The organism is Leptospira stimsonii (genome assembly GCF_003545885.1).
GTDB lineage: Bacteria > Spirochaetota > Leptospiria > Leptospirales > Leptospiraceae > Leptospira > Leptospira stimsonii.
In genome coordinates this window covers 273,631-291,387 of sequence record NZ_QHCT01000004.1, presented here as the reverse complement: position 1 = coordinate 291,387, position 17,757 = coordinate 273,631, and the positions used below count along the sequence as shown (strand labels likewise).

18 protein-coding genes and 1 pseudogene are annotated in these 17,757 nt (G+C 43.0%); 4 read left to right on the top strand and 15 right to left on the bottom strand.

All coding sequences use genetic code 11. The features are described 5' to 3' along the window. Positions 1-98: 98 nt before the first annotated feature. The 9 genes and pseudogenes from DLM75_RS15820 to DLM75_RS15770 all read right to left on the bottom strand — a co-directional run bounded on the left by DLM75_RS15820 (position 99) and on the right by DLM75_RS15770 (position 8,660). Positions 99-1,418: an LIC20035 family adhesin gene (locus DLM75_RS15820; RefSeq protein ID WP_118969463.1), complete on the bottom strand. Its 1,320-nt coding sequence runs from the start codon at positions 1,416-1,418 to the stop codon at positions 99-101. 75 nt (positions 1,419-1,493) lie between these two features. Continuing rightward, positions 1,494-2,561: a DUF1574 domain-containing protein gene (locus DLM75_RS15815; protein WP_118969462.1), complete on the bottom strand. Its 1,068-nt coding sequence runs from the start codon at positions 2,559-2,561 to the stop codon at positions 1,494-1,496. 94 nt (positions 2,562-2,655) lie between these two features. Next, positions 2,656-3,027 (bottom strand): hypothetical protein, encoded by a 372-nt coding sequence (locus DLM75_RS15810; protein ID WP_118969461.1) that lies wholly within the window; start codon positions 3,025-3,027, stop codon positions 2,656-2,658. 59 nt (positions 3,028-3,086) lie between these two features. Continuing rightward, positions 3,087-3,509, bottom strand: coding sequence for an SRPBCC family protein (locus tag DLM75_RS15805; protein WP_118969460.1), 423 nt, complete (start codon positions 3,507-3,509; stop codon positions 3,087-3,089). A gap of 9 nt (positions 3,510-3,518) precedes the next feature. Beyond that, a pseudogene (locus DLM75_RS15800) lies at positions 3,519-4,332 on the bottom strand (SDR family NAD(P)-dependent oxidoreductase). Between the two features lie 1,137 nt (positions 4,333-5,469). Continuing rightward, positions 5,470-5,922: a sugar:proton symporter gene (locus tag DLM75_RS15785; RefSeq protein ID WP_118969456.1), complete on the bottom strand. Its 453-nt coding sequence runs from the start codon at positions 5,920-5,922 to the stop codon at positions 5,470-5,472. A gap of 171 nt (positions 5,923-6,093) precedes the next feature. Then, positions 6,094-7,362 carry an NAD(P)/FAD-dependent oxidoreductase gene (locus DLM75_RS15780; protein ID WP_118969455.1) on the bottom strand — a complete coding sequence of 423 codons (1,269 nt, stop codon included), beginning with the start codon at positions 7,360-7,362 and terminating at the stop codon, positions 6,094-6,096. Positions 7,363-7,386: 24 nt separating this feature from the next. Next, on the bottom strand, positions 7,387-7,938 hold the full coding sequence (locus DLM75_RS15775; protein WP_118969454.1) for a low molecular weight protein-tyrosine-phosphatase: 552 nt from the start codon (positions 7,936-7,938) through the stop codon (positions 7,387-7,389). Continuing rightward, positions 7,914-8,660: an SDR family oxidoreductase gene (locus DLM75_RS15770; protein WP_118969453.1), complete on the bottom strand. Its 747-nt coding sequence runs from the start codon at positions 8,658-8,660 to the stop codon at positions 7,914-7,916. Before DLM75_RS15770 ends, DLM75_RS15775 begins: the two co-directional genes overlap by 25 nt. Positions 8,661-8,810: 150 nt before the next feature. Between DLM75_RS15770 and DLM75_RS15765 the strand changes: the two genes are divergently transcribed. Beyond that, positions 8,811-9,827, top strand: coding sequence for a GGDEF domain-containing protein (locus tag DLM75_RS15765; RefSeq protein ID WP_118969452.1), 1,017 nt, complete (start codon positions 8,811-8,813; stop codon positions 9,825-9,827). 2 nt (positions 9,828-9,829) lie between these two features. Here DLM75_RS15765 and DLM75_RS15760 read toward each other — a convergent pair whose 3' ends face one another. Beyond that, the gene (locus tag DLM75_RS15760) at positions 9,830-10,228 is read right to left on the bottom strand and encodes a cyclic nucleotide-binding domain-containing protein (protein ID WP_118969451.1); all 399 of its coding nucleotides are present in this window, start codon (positions 10,226-10,228) and stop codon (positions 9,830-9,832) included. Between the two features lie 119 nt (positions 10,229-10,347). Between DLM75_RS15760 and DLM75_RS15755 the strand changes: the two genes are divergently transcribed. Beyond that, positions 10,348-11,502, top strand: a complete 1,155-nt coding sequence (locus DLM75_RS15755; RefSeq protein ID WP_429945488.1) for an acyltransferase — start codon at positions 10,348-10,350, stop codon at positions 11,500-11,502. A gap of 10 nt (positions 11,503-11,512) precedes the next feature. Here DLM75_RS15755 and DLM75_RS15750 read toward each other — a convergent pair whose 3' ends face one another. The 3 genes from DLM75_RS15750 to DLM75_RS15735 all read right to left on the bottom strand — a co-directional run bounded on the left by DLM75_RS15750 (position 11,513) and on the right by DLM75_RS15735 (position 13,951). Next, on the bottom strand, positions 11,513-12,115 hold the full coding sequence (locus DLM75_RS15750; RefSeq protein ID WP_118969449.1) for an NADPH-dependent FMN reductase: 603 nt from the start codon (positions 12,113-12,115) through the stop codon (positions 11,513-11,515). Positions 12,116-12,333: 218 nt separating this feature from the next. Continuing rightward, complete coding sequence (locus DLM75_RS15740; protein ID WP_118969447.1) at positions 12,334-13,041, bottom strand: ParB/RepB/Spo0J family partition protein; 708 nt, start codon at positions 13,039-13,041, stop codon at positions 12,334-12,336. Then, entirely contained in the window at positions 13,034-13,951 is a 918-nt protein-coding gene (locus tag DLM75_RS15735; RefSeq protein ID WP_118969446.1) for a ParA family protein, read from the bottom strand. Before DLM75_RS15735 ends, DLM75_RS15740 begins: the two co-directional genes overlap by 8 nt. A gap of 205 nt (positions 13,952-14,156) precedes the next feature. On the opposite strand from DLM75_RS15735, the gene DLM75_RS15730 reads away from it, so the two are divergent. Continuing rightward, positions 14,157-15,266, top strand: coding sequence for a putative porin (locus tag DLM75_RS15730; RefSeq protein WP_118969445.1), 1,110 nt, complete (start codon positions 14,157-14,159; stop codon positions 15,264-15,266). 18 nt (positions 15,267-15,284) lie between these two features. Then, positions 15,285-16,403, top strand: coding sequence for a ferrochelatase (gene hemH, locus DLM75_RS15725; RefSeq protein ID WP_118969444.1), 1,119 nt, complete (start codon positions 15,285-15,287; stop codon positions 16,401-16,403). 375 nt (positions 16,404-16,778) lie between these two features. Here hemH and DLM75_RS15720 read toward each other — a convergent pair whose 3' ends face one another. Continuing rightward, positions 16,779-17,060 carry a hypothetical protein gene (locus DLM75_RS15720; protein ID WP_147456646.1) on the bottom strand — a complete coding sequence of 94 codons (282 nt, stop codon included), beginning with the start codon at positions 17,058-17,060 and terminating at the stop codon, positions 16,779-16,781. Between the two features lie 28 nt (positions 17,061-17,088). Beyond that, on the bottom strand, positions 17,089-17,661 hold the full coding sequence (locus DLM75_RS15715) for a hypothetical protein (protein ID WP_147456645.1): 573 nt from the start codon (positions 17,659-17,661) through the stop codon (positions 17,089-17,091). Between the last annotated feature and the right edge of the window lie 96 nt (positions 17,662-17,757).

Below are 17,757 nucleotides of genomic sequence, written 5' to 3'. Positions count from 1 at the left end.
CCGAAATTCTACTCGAAAACGGACTTCAAGTCCGCTTCAATCTTTTTTCGACGCAACTCCTTTGTCGGAAGAACAAATACAGAGTAAAAAAGGGAGGACTATTTACAACCCTGCATTTCTCCCATTCTTTTGTTCTCGTTTCCGTTGATGTAATACGTCTTACCCGAACCCACAGACCAACAACCGTTCTTCTTGTTCGTTCCAGGCATGATCGGACCTTCCCCGAGTTTCGCTCCGCTTTCGTCGTATTCGATCGCTTTGGATTCGCTCAGGATCTCGAATTGTTTTGCCCCATTCTTATAATACGTAAACGGAATATCGGGTCTGTAACTCGCCTTCAGCTCGTTAGTCGCCTCGTCTATATTCATGATGGAAAATTGAAGTTTTCCTTTTCCGATCAGTTGTCCTTCCTTGTTGTATGCTTCCGCGGAGGACATCATAAACTCGTTCATCATCTCGCCTTTGTAAGCAGGATTTCCGTTGCTCCAGTTAAACTTCCAAACTCCCTTCCGAGTGTGTTCTCTCTGGCCTTCGGCAAAGACATTTCCATTTTTATAATATTCTTTCCAGTAACCGGAACGAAGCGCTTTTTTCTCTTTCGGATCTTTTTCCTTTTCATCCGCAGGCGCCGGTTTCGGTTTGTAACCGCCTTCCATCTGGATCGAACCGTTGTCGTAATATGTTTTCCAGATTCCTGTCTTCAAATCGTCTTTGTAAGAACCTTCACTCTGAACAGTTGTCCCGTCTTTGTGATAAGAAGTCTCCGGACCTTGTTTGATCCCGTTGGAATAAGTAGAAACTTTTTTCTTCGCTCCGTTCTGTCCTGGCTCGGCGTAATATTCCGTCCAAACTCCGTCCTTCTGGTCGTCTTTGTAAACTCCTTCTTCGTCCATCAGGCCTTCATTGTTTTTCTTCCAATAAGGGCCGTTTTTCTTATCCGCTTTGTAAACGGTGCTTTCAGTCTGAACTCCGTCTCTTTTGAGCTTCTTTTCTTCGCCTTCTTTTAAACCGGCGACATACGGAGTATCTCGAAGAACTTCTCCCGTTTCATACAACGTTTTCCAAGAACCTTCTCTTTTATCGTCTTTGTATTCTCCGGTGCGAATCAGGACGCTGATCTTCTTCTTGGTCGCGGAATCTTCCTTCTCTTGGTATTCTTTCCAAGCTCCATTCTTCTTAAACTTTTTGATCTGATCCGGTTTTAAACCGTCGAGTTGTTCCGGAGTACAAGGTTTGCCGGAACAATCCGTAACGACCGGACCTTCCGCTTTCATATTGAATGTATCTTTGTATTTTTCCACACGAATGTTTGGTGGAAGGATTTGAATTTCTTGATCCTTGCCTTTATTTTCCACGCCCGGAATCGTAGAGCAGGAAACGGCAAGAACGGCGAGCAGAGACAAACAGAATTGTTTCATGATATTCCTTATGAGTTTAAAAACTTCTCCCAAACGTTAAGGAGGTGAATCCAAAAGTCAAGAAATTCCGAAAAATTACTTCGGATCCAGGTAATAGTGGAGAAGAATAAAACGAATGAAGGGGCGATAACAATCCAAAGAAATATGACCGCTATCCGCAAACGTATTACAGGCGTAATAAGAATCCTTGCTCATGTCGACCAAAGGAATCCCCGCTTTTTCATGCATCGGCCTTACGATCTCAAACCAAGGTCCGGGAATATTCAATTCGTCTAAAACTTTTTCCATGGGAATGGAAGAACCGGGCTTTACGAACAAAGCCTTCCAGTGTTTTTCATTCAGCAAAGTAAGAATTTTCTGATAGAACTCATATTGCATTTCCGAAGGCGCGTAAGAAGGATAAATCCATCCCACCGTCTTTTTCGCGGATTCTTGAATCTTCCCGAAATCCCTTTCTACAAACGCACCCGCGGGAGAAATCGAATTCCCTTTGTCGTTCTTAAGGGTCGCGATCGTCATTGACTTCAGCATTTCTCCGATTTCAAAATTCTCATTCTTCAAACGTTTTATAACGTTACCGATATACGGTTTATTGTAACTTACTCCGAAAAGATAATTCCCGAAAAAATAGTTTACGTTTTCCTTTCCTAACGTCCAAGAATATTTAAGAATAAAAACCGGATCAAAGCTGTTTGCTAAATTCGATTTTTTGAATGTAGTACTGTTCTTATTGAATTGAAACGGATCGCTTTCGATCACCACGAGGTCCGGATGAACTCCTCCTTTCGCAAGCCCTTCCAAAAAATAGAGATAATAAGCGGGAGTTGTAACGGCGGAAGAAAGGTTGTAGATATCCCAATCCGGATAAAACGCCTCAAGATCGGAATTCTGAAAGTAGAGCATCCGGGAAGAGCCCATAAGAATCATGAGCTTTTTCTTTTTAGAGGAATCTTTCTCGTATTCCCCGCCGATCCCGTATTTGGAAACGATCTCTTTGAGAAGTTCTTTTTTGACGTCGTAGTAGATATATGTGAATTCTTGTTTTACGTAATCTCTTACGGAATCGAGGAAGAAAAGTTTATCGAAGAGAAAAATCGCGAAAAAAAGTAAGACTGGATACCAGAGGAAAGGCTTGGACTTCAAGAGATTCTCCAGAGAGAAGAATGTGTTAATATGAAAAGAGCCGGTGAAGACACCGGCTCAGATTCTTAGAGAAGCGGGTAGCTGTCAAATGAAATCAGGCAGTTACCATATCTTTCTGCGAGAACTGCTTTCGTTTCTTCTGAAGTTCAGCAAACCATTCTTCAGCGTGCTTATGATAAGCGACAAGACGTTTAACGAAGATCCTTCTTTCAGGCATAAGAACTCGCCTTGCTTCATGAATGATTTCCTCCACGATCTTTGCGTGAAACGTAAAGTGACTGGAGAAAAGATTGAAATAATCTCTTTCCGATGTTTCCCAGGGTCGAGAAGCAATATCAGAGAAATACTGTTCTAACTGTCCGATATCATGGTCAAAGTCTGATTCGTATGGAGAATTGACGACCGCTATGGTATCAGTGAGATCTGTGAGTGTTTGAAAGTAACTTTCTAAATCGGGTAGTTCCACAGGTAAAATCACCTTTCCTATAGGTTCCTTTTACCATCTTTTTTAGAGGCCTTGCCCGCTCAAGATTTTTTTAGGTATTCTCTCAAATGTTTTCCTTCTTCTTCCCATCCCTCAGAGGCCGCTTCGATCCAAACGTCGAACTTATCACCCATCGGATATCCGGAATTTGTTACGATGAGCTTGGAAGAATTCTCACCTAAGGATTGAAACTCGAGCTTTAATTCGATTTCCCCGGCAGGATGATCCTGCCAGTGCAATATCAATTCTTTTAAGGGAACTATCTTTTTATAAATCCCGTTTGTTGTAAGATCGCCTTCCATTCCAAGTCTCCAAGTCCACGCAAAATGTGCGCCTTCCTTCGGACGTCCCGTCACCTTGTCCGCCAACCAATGAATCAACTCTTCGTTAACGGTCACAGCGTTCCACACTCTCATCAGAGGATAGTCGAACTGAAATTCTTTTACAACACTTCTCGTTTCCATGCTTTCCTACTAGTGAAAATCTTTATAAAGTTTTTTGAATAGAGTTCTTTCTAAAAATGCCGGAGCGATATTCCGAAGCCATTTCAGGAAGAATCCGGAGCTGTCCATAATAACCAGCCTGGATTCCGGGTCTTCCACAGCGTTTAACATTCGCAAGGCGACTTCTTCCGGAGTTTTGATCTTCTTACTCGGATAAAAACCTTCGTTCAACGGTTTACCGTCTCCGTCCAATCCGCTTGCTCTCAGTTTGGTTTTCGTATATGGAGGACAAAAAATAATAAAAGAAAGTCCTTGTTCGGAGAGTTCGATTCTTGCCGCTTCCAAAGCGGCGTGGAGCGCGGACTTGGAAGAAGAATACGCGCTTCTTCCGGGAATTCCGTAGAGACCGCTGACGGTGGAAGTCGCAATCACCGTTCCCAGATTGAGTTTGATCTGCGGAAGTAATCTTTGTATAAGATAGATCGGTCCGAAAAAATTGATATCGAACGTTTTACGAAACGTCTCGATTCTCGTTCCGTCGAAACGAGAATGTGTGGTAACTCCTGCATTCGCAAAAAGAACGTCGACCCCTCTGTATTCTTTGGAGATTTTTTTGACGGCCTTATCGATATCCTTCTCCGAACTCAAATCGGTTTGGATATGGATCAAATCCGCGGCAAACGGATTCTTACGTTTTAAGAGTTCAGGTTGTGTTCTAGAAAGATTGATCAACTTACAGTCGATCTTAGAAAGAGTGGAAAGAATCGCTTCTCCAATCCCGGATGAACCCCCGGTCACAACGATGGTCTTGCCTTTCCAATAATCCGGATTCATTCCAGAGCATTTTGTCCGCGAGAAGAAGGGGTTCAAGGATTTTTTCAAGGAGAAAAGGGAAGAATCCGTTCCGCCGAAACAGGATACAATGCCCTGTATGTTCTATCCATTGAAGAAATGCGAAAGAATGTTTCTCTAAGGAAATTCCGTTAAAAAAAAATGAAGAAGAATCCATGCAAATGTTTTCCCGAAAAACGTTATAGAATTGAGTTTTTACAAAACAAAAACGTGTTTCAAAATAGAACGTTAGATATTTTATCTTTTCCCTTATTTTTTTCGTCTTCTCCTTTAGGTTTTGTAAAGAAGATTCCCCGGCGGATAAAAATCAAATCTAGGATATTACCGATAAGAACGGGCCGGATTTCGAAATGAAGAAGACTTGGATTGCGTTTGCAAACTCAGCCGAACAAAACGACCTTGTCGCGTTAAAAATCCTTTGCACAAAATGGTCTCAAAGCATCGACTGATTTGTCAGAGAAGAAGAATCATCAAAGAAAGATTTCTGGATTTGAACCTGCTTCTTTGGTATAAAAAGAATAACTCCGATTCGTACGAGCTCGATCTTTCCTCGATACCCATCAATCCATTTTTTCAGAAGAATCATTCAAACGTCTTTGACGAAGAAACAAAAAAGCTCTCAAAGATCCCAAACGATACGGCTCATCGTAGAGAGAAAAATCAAGAGCCAGAAATCGGCCACGTATCTTTTCGATGGAAAAACAACCAAACAACTCCGAAGCCTTCATCCATAAGGTTGTCTATATCTTAAAAAACTGTAGGAACAACGACACTTTTCCGTAAAAGCCGCGCGCCCCACCCTGATCTTGGGTGGAGGGGCGCGGTGGCGGGAAATTTCCGGAAATTTTCCTATATCACAGAATCCTAATTTTGCAAGAAAATATTGCCTTGTAGGAACTCCTAAATATTTCCTTTCCAATAGTAATTCCTCTCGCCTTGTTAAGCAAGGTTTTGATCAAACAAATTCGAAATTAAGAAGGCCGATTGGAAAACGAATCGAATTTGATAAACGAATTCCTCTCCCGAAAGCCGTTCAAGAGAAAAATCCATCGAAGTTTCGGAAACGACAGAGATACACTTCGTTGCTTATGCAGAATTTAAGAAAAGTCGATCTTAATCTTCATCGGACCTATTCCGCGTGAGACTGAAAATTTACAACTTTCCATTCTCCGCTTCGATTGAGACGAAGAGAAATTCGAAACGGGATCCCGCACGGATCGTATTCGACGTGGAGCGGATCGACTTCGACGGAACTTCGGTTCCAGAATCTACGAAACCGATTTCCATACGATTGTTTTGGATAAGAATCGCTGATCGAAAGATCACAATCCGTTAGTCGTCCTTGTCCCAACTCTTTGCCGACCTTCTTTTGAAATCTTTCAAAAGAAGTCCCCACGATCGCATTTTCATTGGTAAGGGTGTAAGCCTCTTCCAGTCGGTTTGTGGCCAACGATTTCAGAAAACGATCGGAAACGCTCCTCCCATCTTTCGGGATGTATTCTACATTCTTCAAAAAATAAAAAGACGCCAAAAGAAAACAGAGAAAGAAAAAACCGATCGCAACCAAATGCCTAATTTTCATTCGAAACCAATCCAAATTTTTCTCGGAACCTTTCCAAGAAACGGAGTTCTTTTTTTGAAATCGTTTTCCTTTTGCCGAAAGAAAACCGCATAACGTGGAAATCCGATTCCTTTGCGGATCGGAGTTTTGCGCCTCGAGATCGTTCTCGAAAATCGATTCTTTAAGAATTTTCTAGTCCTTGTCCGCGCTGACCTCGTCTTGGATCACTCTCGCTTCCGCGCTGAATGCGATGTAAGACCAAACCCAAGTGATCAAAATCGTGATCTTATTCTTAAATCCAACCTGATAGAACAAGTGAACGAAAAGCCAAGCGAGCCATCCAAAGAAACCTTTCATCTTGAGAAACCCGATTTCCGCCACCGCGTCCGTCCTTCCGATCGTCGCCATGGAACCTTTATCGATATAGTGAAACAGTTTCCTTTTTTTATTCTTTAGATCGTTCTTGATCAAGGCCGCGACGTATCTTCCTTGTTGCATCGCTACGGGAGAAACTCCGGGAAGAGGACGCTCCAAACCTTTCGTATAATTGGCAATATCTCCTATGACAAAAACTTCCGGATGGCCTTCTATATTGCAAAACTCGTCTACCATCACTCTTCCGGAACGATCTAAAGGAGCGCCTAACGTAGCCGCAATCGCATTCGCCTGAACTCCCGCCGCCCAAATCACCGTCTCGGAATGGATCGTCTTTCCTTCCAGATGCACTCCCTTCTCATCGATGTTCACGACTCTCGTCCCGGTCAGCACTTCCACTCCTCTTTTCTCCAATCTTCGTTTCGCAAATTCTCCAAGGGAAGGTGAAAACGCCATCAGGAGTCGCGGAGACGCCTCGATCAGAGTGATCTTGGAAAGCGCCGGGTCGATCGTATGAAATTCGTCCCGTATGATTTGGTGGGAAAGCTCTGCGATGGAACCCGCGAGTTCCACTCCGGTCGGACCTCCTCCGATGATAACATAGTTCAAAAGTGACTTTGCGATCTCCGGATCTCCCGAAAGTTCCGCTTTTTCAAAGGAGATCAAAAGTTTATGACGGATTTTCAAGGCATCCTTCAGATTTTTAAGTCCGATCGTATGTTGCGCCCACTGATCGTTTCCGAAATAACTGGATCTAGCCCCCGCAGATAATATTAGATAATCATAATTTGTTGAAGTGTTTTGATAATAGACGGTCTTATTCGAAATATCGATCTTAGTCGCCTCTCCGAGAACTACGGTGACATTCTTGCTTTCCCCCACAAGAGAACGAGTCGGAATCGCGATATCCGCGGGACTCAGAACAGCCGTTGCAACCTGGTAGAGAAGCGGTTGAAAGAGGTGATGATTTTTTTTATCGATGACCGTGATGTCAAGGTCCGAGTTTTGAGAGAGTTTTTTAACGGCCTGAAGACCGCCGAACCCCGCGCCGATGATGACTACTTTCTTCTTTCCGGATTTACTCATAGAGAGATTTTTTCCTCCCGGATATTAGGCTTTCAGATCCAGTTTTTTTGAGAGGAGGAATTCCAGAAAGTCTTCTGCGGTTTCCGAGACAATATTTTGCACCTCGTCGAAGTCCTTTAGAGTTCCATAAAACGGATCCGGAACTTCCGAATCTTTTTTGGAGTCTTTTTGGAAGAATCGAAATAGTTGTACTTTTTTTCTTTCTTCTTCCGTGGATGCAAAGTAGAGGATATCTTTCTGATTCGACTTATCCATCGCGAGAATATGATCGAATTCTTGAAAGTCCTCCTTTCGGAATTGACGAGCCCTGTGAGTGAGTTCGATCCCACGTTTACGCGCGGCTTGCCTCGTTCTCGGATCGGGAAGTTCTCCGAGATGAAAGCGGGACGTTCCGCAAGAATCCACGAAGAAGGCGGATTCTAAATTCTTCTTCTGAATCAAATCTAAGAATGCGCCTTCCGCCGCGGGAGAACGGCAGATATTTCCGAGACAGACGAACAAAACCCGGATCGGATTTCCGTTTTGTGCGCCCGTCCTTTCAAGAGGTAAATTTATTTCGGGTTGATCTTCGACCATAAAAACTCTGGCATATTTCTCATCAGGGAACCGATGAATGCCCAAGGGAACCAAGGAACTGTAGCCGATAAAACTTTGTTTTCAATTCTTTTATAAATTTTTTGTGCACCCTTCTCGACCGGGACTACAAACGGTCGTGACTTCATCTGATTGTTGATCGGAGTATCGATAAAACCGGGATGAATCACCGTTACGAGAATTCCATAACGACTTACTTCTCCTCTCAACGCTTCCAAATAGGTGGAAAGCCCTGCCTTCGAAGAAGAATAACTCGCAGAACCCGGAAGCCCACGAAAGGAAGCGACGGAAGAAATTCCAACGATCTGACCCGATTTTTGTTTTTGAAAGGTCGGAAGGACGGCCTCCACGCCTGCCATCGCCCCGATTAAATTGGTCTCGATCACTTTTCGATCCGCCTCAAAACTCCTTCCGCCAAACGAAGAACTGGTGGAAATCCCCGCATTGAGAATGATCAGATCCAGTCCGCCCAACTCCTTCACGAGTTTCGGAATCACTTTGAAATTTTGTTCGTAATCCGCCACATCCAAAGTTGCGAATACGATCTTCCCTTTTGCACCCTTTGTCTTTACATCATCGGCGATCTTTTTGAGAGAATCCTTTCTTCTTGCGGTCAACGCTACGTTAGCTCCAGCCTCGGCATAGAGCCTGGCTAATTCTTTTCCGATTCCCGAACTCGCTCCGGTGATGAGAACATTTTTCATAGAAACAACTTCCTGTTATCTTATAACTCGCTTCAAACATTAATTTCCGAGAAGATTCGCTTTATTTAGTTTACCTGCGAAACCTTGAAACGATAAATTTGTAAAAAGGCCTTTTTGGGCCAAGTGCGAAAAAGAAGGGTGGTGAGGTGCATGGACCGGAACCAGCAAGATGAAATTACCAGACTCAAAAGTTTAGTGGAACTCTACGAAAGAATTTCCAGGTTGAGCGAAAGCGAACTCTTAGAAGCGGAAAAAACTCTCGAAGCACAAGAAAACACGGCAGGAATGGCGAGGCTTGAACTCATCAAAATGAACGAACAACTCAAAGCCATCCGTAACATCGGTCCCGACCTCAAGACAAAAGTAATTTCTCTCCTTCACGATCACGAGTCCGGCTTGGCTGAATTCAAAACCAGAATCACGGAACTTGCCGTAAATAACCCGTTTTTTTATTCCGACTTTTTTAGAATCATCTCTCATCTCGAAATTCAAGAACCGGAAGCGAGAGAACTCTGGGAAGAAATTTATAAACACGGTGAAAATATGAGCGCTTCTTTGGGAAGAAGCGTAAACTTCATCGTTTCCATGCTCGATTACGTCTTTAGTAAAAATAGAATCATAGAAAATCCTAAAATCGTGGAGTTGTATTCTTTTGAAGAAATCATTCTCAACACGGTCATAGACGAAACGAGCGGAATCTATAACCGAAGATATTTCAACATCATACTCAACAAAGAGATCAACCGAAGTTCGCGTTATCGAAGGGATTTTTGTCTTTTGATATTGGATGTGGATAACTTTAAGATCATCAACGATACATACGGACACGGATTCGGAGACGATATTCTTCGATTGATCGCAGGAACCATGCTCTTCTCCTTTCGACAAGAAGACATCTGTTGCAGAATCGGCGGAGAAGAATTCGCGGTCATCCTTCCGGAAACGCCGAAAGAAAGCGCTCTCGTCGCCGCGAATCGTTTTCGAAACTATCTCTTAGAAGCATCAATGAGTCAGTATGGTTTGGCGGTCACTGTTTCCGGAGGAATCTGCCGATTCGGAGAAGATGGAAAGGATACGAACGAACTTTTTAAGAACGCGGACGCGGCCCTTTACAAAGCGAAAAAATTAGGGAAGGATAGGATTCTCATCCATTCTCCCGAACTCTAAACTCATTCGGTAGAATTTCCGAATTCCAATTCTCCAGAAGCGTATTCATCCAATTTGGAAATTAAGATCGCGTTTGTGTTCGCGAGGCGATCCGCAAGAATTCGCACCATCTTCGCGGAAAAATCGGGATTATTGACTAAAAATCTTTCGAGTTGTTGTTTACTTTCGATCACAGCCAGCTCGCAATCCACAATCGCTTTCGCAGTTGCGGTTCTCGGCAAAGAACGAAAAAGAGCCATCTCGCCGAAAAAATCACCTTTTTTCATGATCGCAAGACGCTGTACTACGTTTTTACGCGTAAAAAAAACTTCGACGGATCCGTTGAGAATCACGTACATCGCGTTATTCAGTTCGCCTTCGCGAAAGATAATTCCGCCAGCAGGAATCTGCACCTTGTTCATTTTTTAAACCGACCTAACAAATTAGATTCTTTACCAAAAACTTGCATATTGACAGATGAATATAATATTCACCCTGGAAAAAGTACACTCTTTTTATGAATTTACATCTTCAACTTTATATGGATCTGTTCGGCCTGATCCTCTTGTTCGCTTTCTTCTTTTTATCCGATCGATCGTCTCAAATTCTTCTTTCTTCCCCAGAAAAAGATAAAGTCGGCGGAGGAAGAAGTGAATCCATCGATTTTATCCGAGGTCTCGCGATCACAGGAATCGTTTTTATCCACGTAAATTCTTACTTTCAATACTTCGGACCGGCACAAAGCGCTTCGATCGTAACTCTATCCTTTTCAAATATAGCAAGATTTAGCGTTCCGGCATTCATCCTTTCTTCCGGAATCTTTTTGAAATATACAAACTTTAGAGACTACTGGAAATCGAAGATCCTTTCACTCATTCTTCCTTATTTCTTCGCAAGTCTCCTCGCGGCGTACGTGAAACTCGGGACATTCCCAGAGTTGGAGCCGTTTCTTACTGGTTTGTTACTCGGGACGTGGTGCACTCCCTATTATTTCGTCCCGCTCCTATTTTCATTTTATCTAATATTTCCGCTTTTTTCGAAAATTCAGGCGAAATTTAACACGAACAAGGCGATTTTTTCGATTCTCCTTCTAAGTCTGATTGTGAACCTGTTCTCCAATCATATCTTTTTTCTATTTCCGGAGGGAATCCTTCGAACGATAGAACCCATTTTGTTTACCGGGTTCGTGTTCTTTTTCACCTTTGGAATGTTAGCGGGAAAGTGGTTTAGACAACCGGAGAGTTTTTTGACTCTTTCGGAAGAGAAATCGACCGCCCTCCCCTACTCATTAAAGACGATTCTCTGGATCGGAATTTCGATCTACTTGGTGGGAATGATACTCGCAGGGATCTTTTGGAAATTCGACTCCTCGAACCATCTGCTCTTTTATCCTCTTGGAATGTTTCTTCTTCTGTTTTTCTGGTCACAGAAAGCCCAAGATCAGAAGAGACATAAAACCTTGATCCGGTGTTTTGCTTTCATCGGTAAGAATAGTATGGGAATTTTTCTCTTACATCCGATTCTGATTCATCTGATGCACGCCATCAATCCTTTCCATTGGGGAATCGCGGTTTCCTGGTTATTGATCCTGATTACAGGATTGATCAATGTTCTTCTTCCTCTTTTGGTATGGCTCGTCGTAAATCGAACCTTAGAGCTTTTGACAAAATCGATTTTGCCTAAATCCAAAACGTAAATCGGAAGAATTACATTCCGTTTGAGAATTCTTTTTTAACCGTTAGCCCTGACCCACGAACGGACCTCAGGGCCTCGCCGTAACTTACAAGTATTTTTAAGGCAAAGTCGATCCTTTCACGAATATAAGAATCTTCTTGGCTAACCGATTCTGGTCCGTTCAAAACCTTTTCGGCGTCCCTTACGATGATATGCTCCGGGATATAACACACTTTTGTGTTTTTATAACTACTCATCCTGAGTTCCGCGACCGGATAACTTCCGCCCCGCCCCGAAGAAACTGCTCCGATCAAAACGGGTTTATGCCCTAAGATCTTATTGTTGCAGTAGAGTAAGAAATTCTTTAATCCGGGAGAAGCCATTCCCGCATACTCCGGCGTCACGAACACGAGCGCGTCTGCTTGGTCCAACTCGGATTCGATCGGTTTCCAAATCGTATCCCATTCCGAACCGCCGTCCCAAAACGAATCATCCCAAATCGGAAGCCTATGATTTCCCAAATCCAACGACCAAACCTGGTGACCGAAAGAAACAAGACGAGTTTTCATCCAGTCCGCGACTTTGGCTGACTGTGATATTTTTCTGTGGGACGCCGATATGATGGCAAGCTTCATGTTTTCTCCGATCTCAAAAACGTTACGGTTTAATTTTTTAAAACTGGTTCATCTGCTTAAGAGCAGTTCCAAAAATTCCGAAACGAAAAATTACTTAATTATAACCTTAGAATCGTTTTCGAGATCGGCTTCAAGCCATTTTCAGAAGTCGGGTTTAGACAAAACGGAAAGAGCATGGTCCTTCCTTAGGATGGGTTTATTTTTTTTGCGAAAAATAATCAGTCCTTGAGGCCGTATTTCTTTTTTAGAGAGGAGAGCTCTTTTAAGAATTTTTCCCTTTGCTGAGATGTCAGCTTTCCCAGTTGTAAAACTATTTTTGCGGGGGTCGTCTTCCGGGGTGAAATCATTTCACCCCCTCTGCCTTCTTTCTGTTTGAGGAGGTCCTCCAAATTTTTAACGGAGGCGTCTTTTCCCGATTTTATAAGATCGGCTACCGACTTTTGATCCAGACGCGCAATCGAACTGAGTTGTTTTACGTATCTTTCCGTAAAACCTAAAACCTTAGAAACTTCCTCCGCGGTCTTTCTTTTTTCCTTTCGTAAATACTGGATCGCACGCCCAACTTCCCAGGGATTGAGGCTTTTTCTCTTTTCGTTTTCCGCCAGCGCCATTTCAAAACATTTATCTTCGGAAGCGGAAGTCTCAATTGCAGGGATCGCGTTCCATTTAAGAACTTTCGCCGCTTGATACCTTCTTTCTCCGGCGACGATTTGATATTTTTTTCCGGATTTTCTAACAACGATCGGCTCAATTAATCCGAGACGTTTCATAGACTCGACGAGGTCCGAAACCTCTTCTTTCCCGAAAACCCTCGGCTGGACCGGGTTCGGTATTATATCCGAAAGTTGGATTTCTGTTTTAGAAGATTCTTTTTCACCGAAGGCGGTGAGAAGATCCATTCCTGCAAAGTCAGATCGTTTAGCCATTGGAAATCCTCTCAATCAATTCGTCCGCAAGGGAGAAAAACATCTGCATCGCCTTGCCGTCATATTCTCCCAGGAGTTTCTTCTTCGCCTGAGCCTGAGGAATCGACTCTCTTCTATAAATCACGGTTTCAAAAACTCCGAAATACTTCCGAATCGCGTCGGCGAGACCGGCGAGCGCCCTTGCGTCCTCATACTGATTTAGAACAGCGCCCAAAAGGTTGAGGGACGGATTCGCTTTTTTTTTGATTTTCAAAATGGTAGAATGAAGATCCTTCAAACCTTGAACACTAAAAGCCCTTGTCTGAATCGGGATCAAAACGTGGTCCGCCGCGATCAAAGCGTTTTCAAGAATCAACCCAAGAGACGGCGGGCAATCGATGATGATATATTTATAACTGGAACGGACCGGCTTCAGGGCGTCTTTTAAAAGTTCGAAGTCATCCCTTTCATACGGGGTCGTAAAGTTTGCAAGATGTATCGAAGAAGGAAGAAGATCCAAGCCGTCTTTTAGTTTTACGATAAGGTCCTCAACCGCAACGGGTTCTTCACCTCTGTAGCCGAGCGCGTGAAAAACGGATTTTTCGACGGACCCAAAAAACAATTGTGTGATATTCGCCTGCGCATCCCAGTCCACAAGAAGAACGGGAGCGTTTTTAGAAAGGGCTTCCGCGAGGCAAACCGAAACGGTCGTTTTCCCTTCTCCTCCCTTCTGATTGGAAACCGCGATGATTACGGATTCGTAAACGGCCTGATCCGACTTCTGAAAGTATTTTTCGATCACTTCCCGGTCATACTTTCCTTTCCCGGAAGTTGGGATTTTCCATTCCTTTACTTTCGATAAAAACTCTTCTTCCGAAGAGATATCATACTCGTCTAAAACCTGGCGTGTTGTAAGGACTTTGGAACTCATAGAGATGGCGCTCGAGATCAGAATCGCTCGAACTATAGCGCTTTGTCAAATCAATACTATGTCTCATAGATTTACAACGCCTAAAAAACTGAATTGCGTGAGTAGGGTAGGGCGGTTATTCTGCCTTGATTCCCGGATCCAACCGACAAGGGGTGAAATGGTTTCACCCCAAAGCGATCGATTCATACTCGTTAAAAATAGATTTATGAATATAAAAAAACATTCGTTTAGAACATTCTTCTTAATTGCAATTATCCAGATCTTCCTTCCAACATTTCTTTTTGCTGAGAACGAAACAAATACCGAAGTACAACCTCCGAGGATCATTCAAGAAAAAGAAAAACCGTTGGCCGAAGAGGAATCATTGTTTCGAAAGATCATCAAACAATCCTCGTTTACTCTGATCGCGGGTAGAAACGGAGGGGACAATATTTTTGAAACAGGCACCAAATACGCGAATCTATCGGGACTAAAAGGCGGATCCAGAATCACGTATCAAAGGGACTTCAACTACGCGGGTCTGGGGTTCACTCTTCGTTGGAAAAAATGGGAGGCCAATTACGGGGGAAGAACCACAGGCTGGTACGTAAACGCGGGCGAGGGGAGAGACGAAGACTTCTTCTTAGGGGATCCCACGATCGAACGTGGAACAAAAATTTCAACGCGAGAATTCTCATACTACGACACACCTTATACGTTTATAGGCTCGAGAAATTTCGCTGACGGAAAGGGAAGACTTTCCATGAAACAGGATCGCCACTCCTTAATCCTAAGAAGGTATTTCGGAGACTCCGATCCCGACGCGAGAAAGGAAGGAAAAGGACTTTTTCTCACCGGCGGATTTCAATATACTTTTATGAAATACGTTCTCTACGACGTTTTTCAATTCTTTGATTCCAATCCGGTTTTTTTAAATCGAATCGGACTCGGACTGAGTCTTTCGTATTCCACTTATGAATTCCCTTTGGGTCTCGGATATCGTTACTCAAACAACGGCTGGTTCCTGGAAACATCCTTTTCCGGAGTTTTTTGGACGGGTCATTTTCGGGACTTCCATTATCAACGTGCTCTCAACTTCATTGGGGACGTCTCCGGCTTCGGGCTCGATTTCAATTTGAGCGCTGGGAGACTTTTCGGAAACTATTTGATCTTTCTTAAACTCAACGAACATAGACTTTTTGGGGACGGCCATTTTGTGACGAAAGGGGGTCTAAGCTACAACGACATTCTTTCCCAAAATCTTGGTCAGTATAAGAATTATATGAATCTCAAAGAATGGAATGTCGAACTTGCCATCACTGGCTATTTGTATTAATAAAAACTGGAAACTGGATTGAAAAATAAAATTCTTCTCATCAACTTAGGCGGACCACGCAACACTTCCGAAATCGAAAAGTTTCTCATCGACCTATTCGAAGATCCGCTGGTGTTCGACCTTCCACTACCTGAATTTCTAAGAATCAGACTCGCGAGATGGATCGCGGTAAAACGAGCTCCAAAGGTCGCGGTAACGTATGAATCAATGGGTTTTGGAGGCGGCTCTCCGATCGTATCGGAAACCGAAAAACAGGCGAAAGAAATTGCAAAAGCCCTGGTAAAACTGACCGGAGAAGAATGGGAAGGAGAAGTAACGATGGCCTGCGGATATCCGGATATCCGAGAACTGGACAAACAAACTCTCTCCCCTTCTAAAAACAATATTCTTCTCCCCTTGTTTCCTCATTTTTCAAGATCAACCGTCTTGAGCACGGCAAAGCTCATCGAGAAGACAACCGAAACGTGTCCCGTGGGTTTTGAAGGATGGGTTCCCCCGTTTCATTCTTCCCCTCTTTATTTGGAATCGGTCCGAGATCTCATTTTAGAATTTTTTCAAGGAAAGCTGGATAAGAATCTATTCTTACATTCGGATTCGTTTCAAGAAGTGGCAAACTGGCAAAACGTGGACCTTATCTTTAGCGCTCACGGAATTCCTCTTCGTTTGATTCAGAAGGGAGATAAATACCGAGAAGAAATCGAAACGAACGTAAGAAACCTAACGACTTTGTTACGAGAAAAGGGATTTATAGGAGAATGCCATATCTCTTTTCAGAGTAGGGTAGGGCCTTCGAAATGGACCGAGCCGAATACGATTACAAAGCTGGAAGAACTCGGCAAAAAAGGAATCAAACGAGTTGCTGTCTATCCGATCAGCTTTGTGAGCGATCACCTGGAAACTCTCGAAGAAATCGGAGAACAACTCAAAGAGATCGCACACAAAAACGGCATTTCGGATTATTACCGAATCCCGGCGCCGGGAATCTATCCGAAGTTTATTGAAGCGATGGCGAAGATTAGTTTAGAATCGACACGAGAAGTCAAAAAAGAATGTCTTTGTAAAACTTTAGGCGGATTCAAACCGAACATCAAAACAAAGGAATGTATTCTTTCCTCTGCGAATGCCGTAGATCGATAACTTAGTCCATTTGAAACCTTTGGAAATTTACGGTGATACTGTGAACGTGAAGTTCTATGGACGTTTTTGGTTCATGGAACTCATCTTTTGATACGCTCCATCTCCATCGCTCAAATCCAACCAGAATCATCCTGCGGTTATTGGAATATATTGATTCGAATGGTTTCCGTGCCTTTTGTTTTTGTTTGGCTCAAGAGAAACAAAAACAACCCGTCGTTTCCAAACTGATACGATAGGTCAGAATTCTAACTGCCTTCTATTGAATCATCAAAGCATATATAGCCCAGAAATTCTTGAGCTTGGCCGAAAACAGATAAATCTGCAAGAAAGCTCGAACTCATTCCGGATTGTGGAAATTTTGAAACGAGTTCGTTCTCACTCAAAAAATATTACGTTCTTATAGATATCTGAGTCGATCGTCAATTCCCACTCACGAGCAAGATGTCGCTCAAAGCCTTTCCAAGTATTTTCAAGATTCAAATCAGAGAAATAATCCCACACCTTTGGCTTTAATAAAAAATATTTCAATACTCCCCTTGCTAAGACCTCCAATTCGAAAGTAAGTTTTTGAAATTCGCCTTCGGTAAAACCTTCAAACCCCCGAAATGGATGGTGCATATGTTCAATGCTGGAGCGTAGGGAATACACTTTCTGCAATCTAGTCTTATCAGGAAATTTTGTAAGCTCAAAAAACCCGTTTGGCGAATTCTTTTTTGCCTTCTCCCGGCATAAGATAAATAAATGCCTCTAACGTCCTCACAAAAGAATGGAATCGATCTTCATAATGATAGGATGCGATTCCTTTCTCAAAAGCGCGGATCCCTCTGGCAATTCGGCCAAAAGAATCAATGTTTTCGTAAAGCGCAGACAATGAGTTCGAAATCTCATATACCGTTCTTATCGATTCTTTCGTGATTGCGTTCTTCGGAGAGACCAAAGAAATCGGCTTGTTTATTTCGGAAATCGTTTGTAATGTCACAGAATCCTTTTCATATTCTCCCGTAAGGACAAACGGTCTATGAGTGGGTTCGTTAAAGAAAATATCGTTGATTCGTAATGAAGAATCAATACGAAGAATCTGATCCGATAAAGACCGATTTTCATCTCCGATTTCATCCGGTCCCATTGCATCCCTAAAAATAAAGATAAACAAATTGGAATCTTTCATTTTATCCGCATTGATTTTCCCTAACCATTTCTCCCAAGTTGAATCCAATAAATCGCCGAGATTCGGCTTACAATAAAAATTATCATTCACCGTAAAATCAGCCTCCGCGAGTTCGGAGTCTATTTTCGTATTCAGGTTTATTGCGGCAAATTTTCTCATTGTTCAACGGACGTGCCGTTCATCGTC

What these genes read in the sequence shown, in the direction of transcription:
- DLM75_RS15730 (WP_118969445.1), top strand. Translation starts at nt 14,157, where the DNA reads ATGAATATAAAAAAACATTCGTTTAGAACATTCTTCTTAATTGCAATT.
- DLM75_RS15740 (WP_118969447.1), bottom strand. Translation starts at nt 13,041, where the DNA reads ATGGCTAAACGATCTGACTTTGCAGGAATGGATCTTCTCACCGCCTTC.
- DLM75_RS15785 (WP_118969456.1), bottom strand. Translation starts at nt 5,922, where the DNA reads ATGAAAATTAGGCATTTGGTTGCGATCGGTTTTTTCTTTCTCTGTTTT.
- DLM75_RS15765 (WP_118969452.1), top strand. Translation starts at nt 8,811, where the DNA reads ATGGACCGGAACCAGCAAGATGAAATTACCAGACTCAAAAGTTTAGTG.
- DLM75_RS15770 (WP_118969453.1), bottom strand. Translation starts at nt 8,660, where the DNA reads ATGAAAAATGTTCTCATCACCGGAGCGAGTTCGGGAATCGGAAAAGAA.
- DLM75_RS15735 (WP_118969446.1), bottom strand. Translation starts at nt 13,951, where the DNA reads ATGAGTTCCAAAGTCCTTACAACACGCCAGGTTTTAGACGAGTATGAT.
- DLM75_RS15820 (WP_118969463.1), bottom strand. Translation starts at nt 1,418, where the DNA reads ATGAAACAATTCTGTTTGTCTCTGCTCGCCGTTCTTGCCGTTTCCTGC.
- DLM75_RS15805 (WP_118969460.1), bottom strand. Translation starts at nt 3,509, where the DNA reads ATGGAAACGAGAAGTGTTGTAAAAGAATTTCAGTTCGACTATCCTCTG.
- DLM75_RS15750 (WP_118969449.1), bottom strand. Translation starts at nt 12,115, where the DNA reads ATGAAGCTTGCCATCATATCGGCGTCCCACAGAAAAATATCACAGTCA.
- DLM75_RS15780 (WP_118969455.1), bottom strand. Translation starts at nt 7,362, where the DNA reads ATGAGTAAATCCGGAAAGAAGAAAGTAGTCATCATCGGCGCGGGGTTC.
- DLM75_RS15775 (WP_118969454.1), bottom strand. Translation starts at nt 7,938, where the DNA reads ATGGTCGAAGATCAACCCGAAATAAATTTACCTCTTGAAAGGACGGGC.
- DLM75_RS15755 (WP_429945488.1), top strand. Translation starts at nt 10,348, where the DNA reads ATGGATCTGTTCGGCCTGATCCTCTTGTTCGCTTTCTTCTTTTTATCC.
- DLM75_RS15760 (WP_118969451.1), bottom strand. Translation starts at nt 10,228, where the DNA reads ATGAACAAGGTGCAGATTCCTGCTGGCGGAATTATCTTTCGCGAAGGC.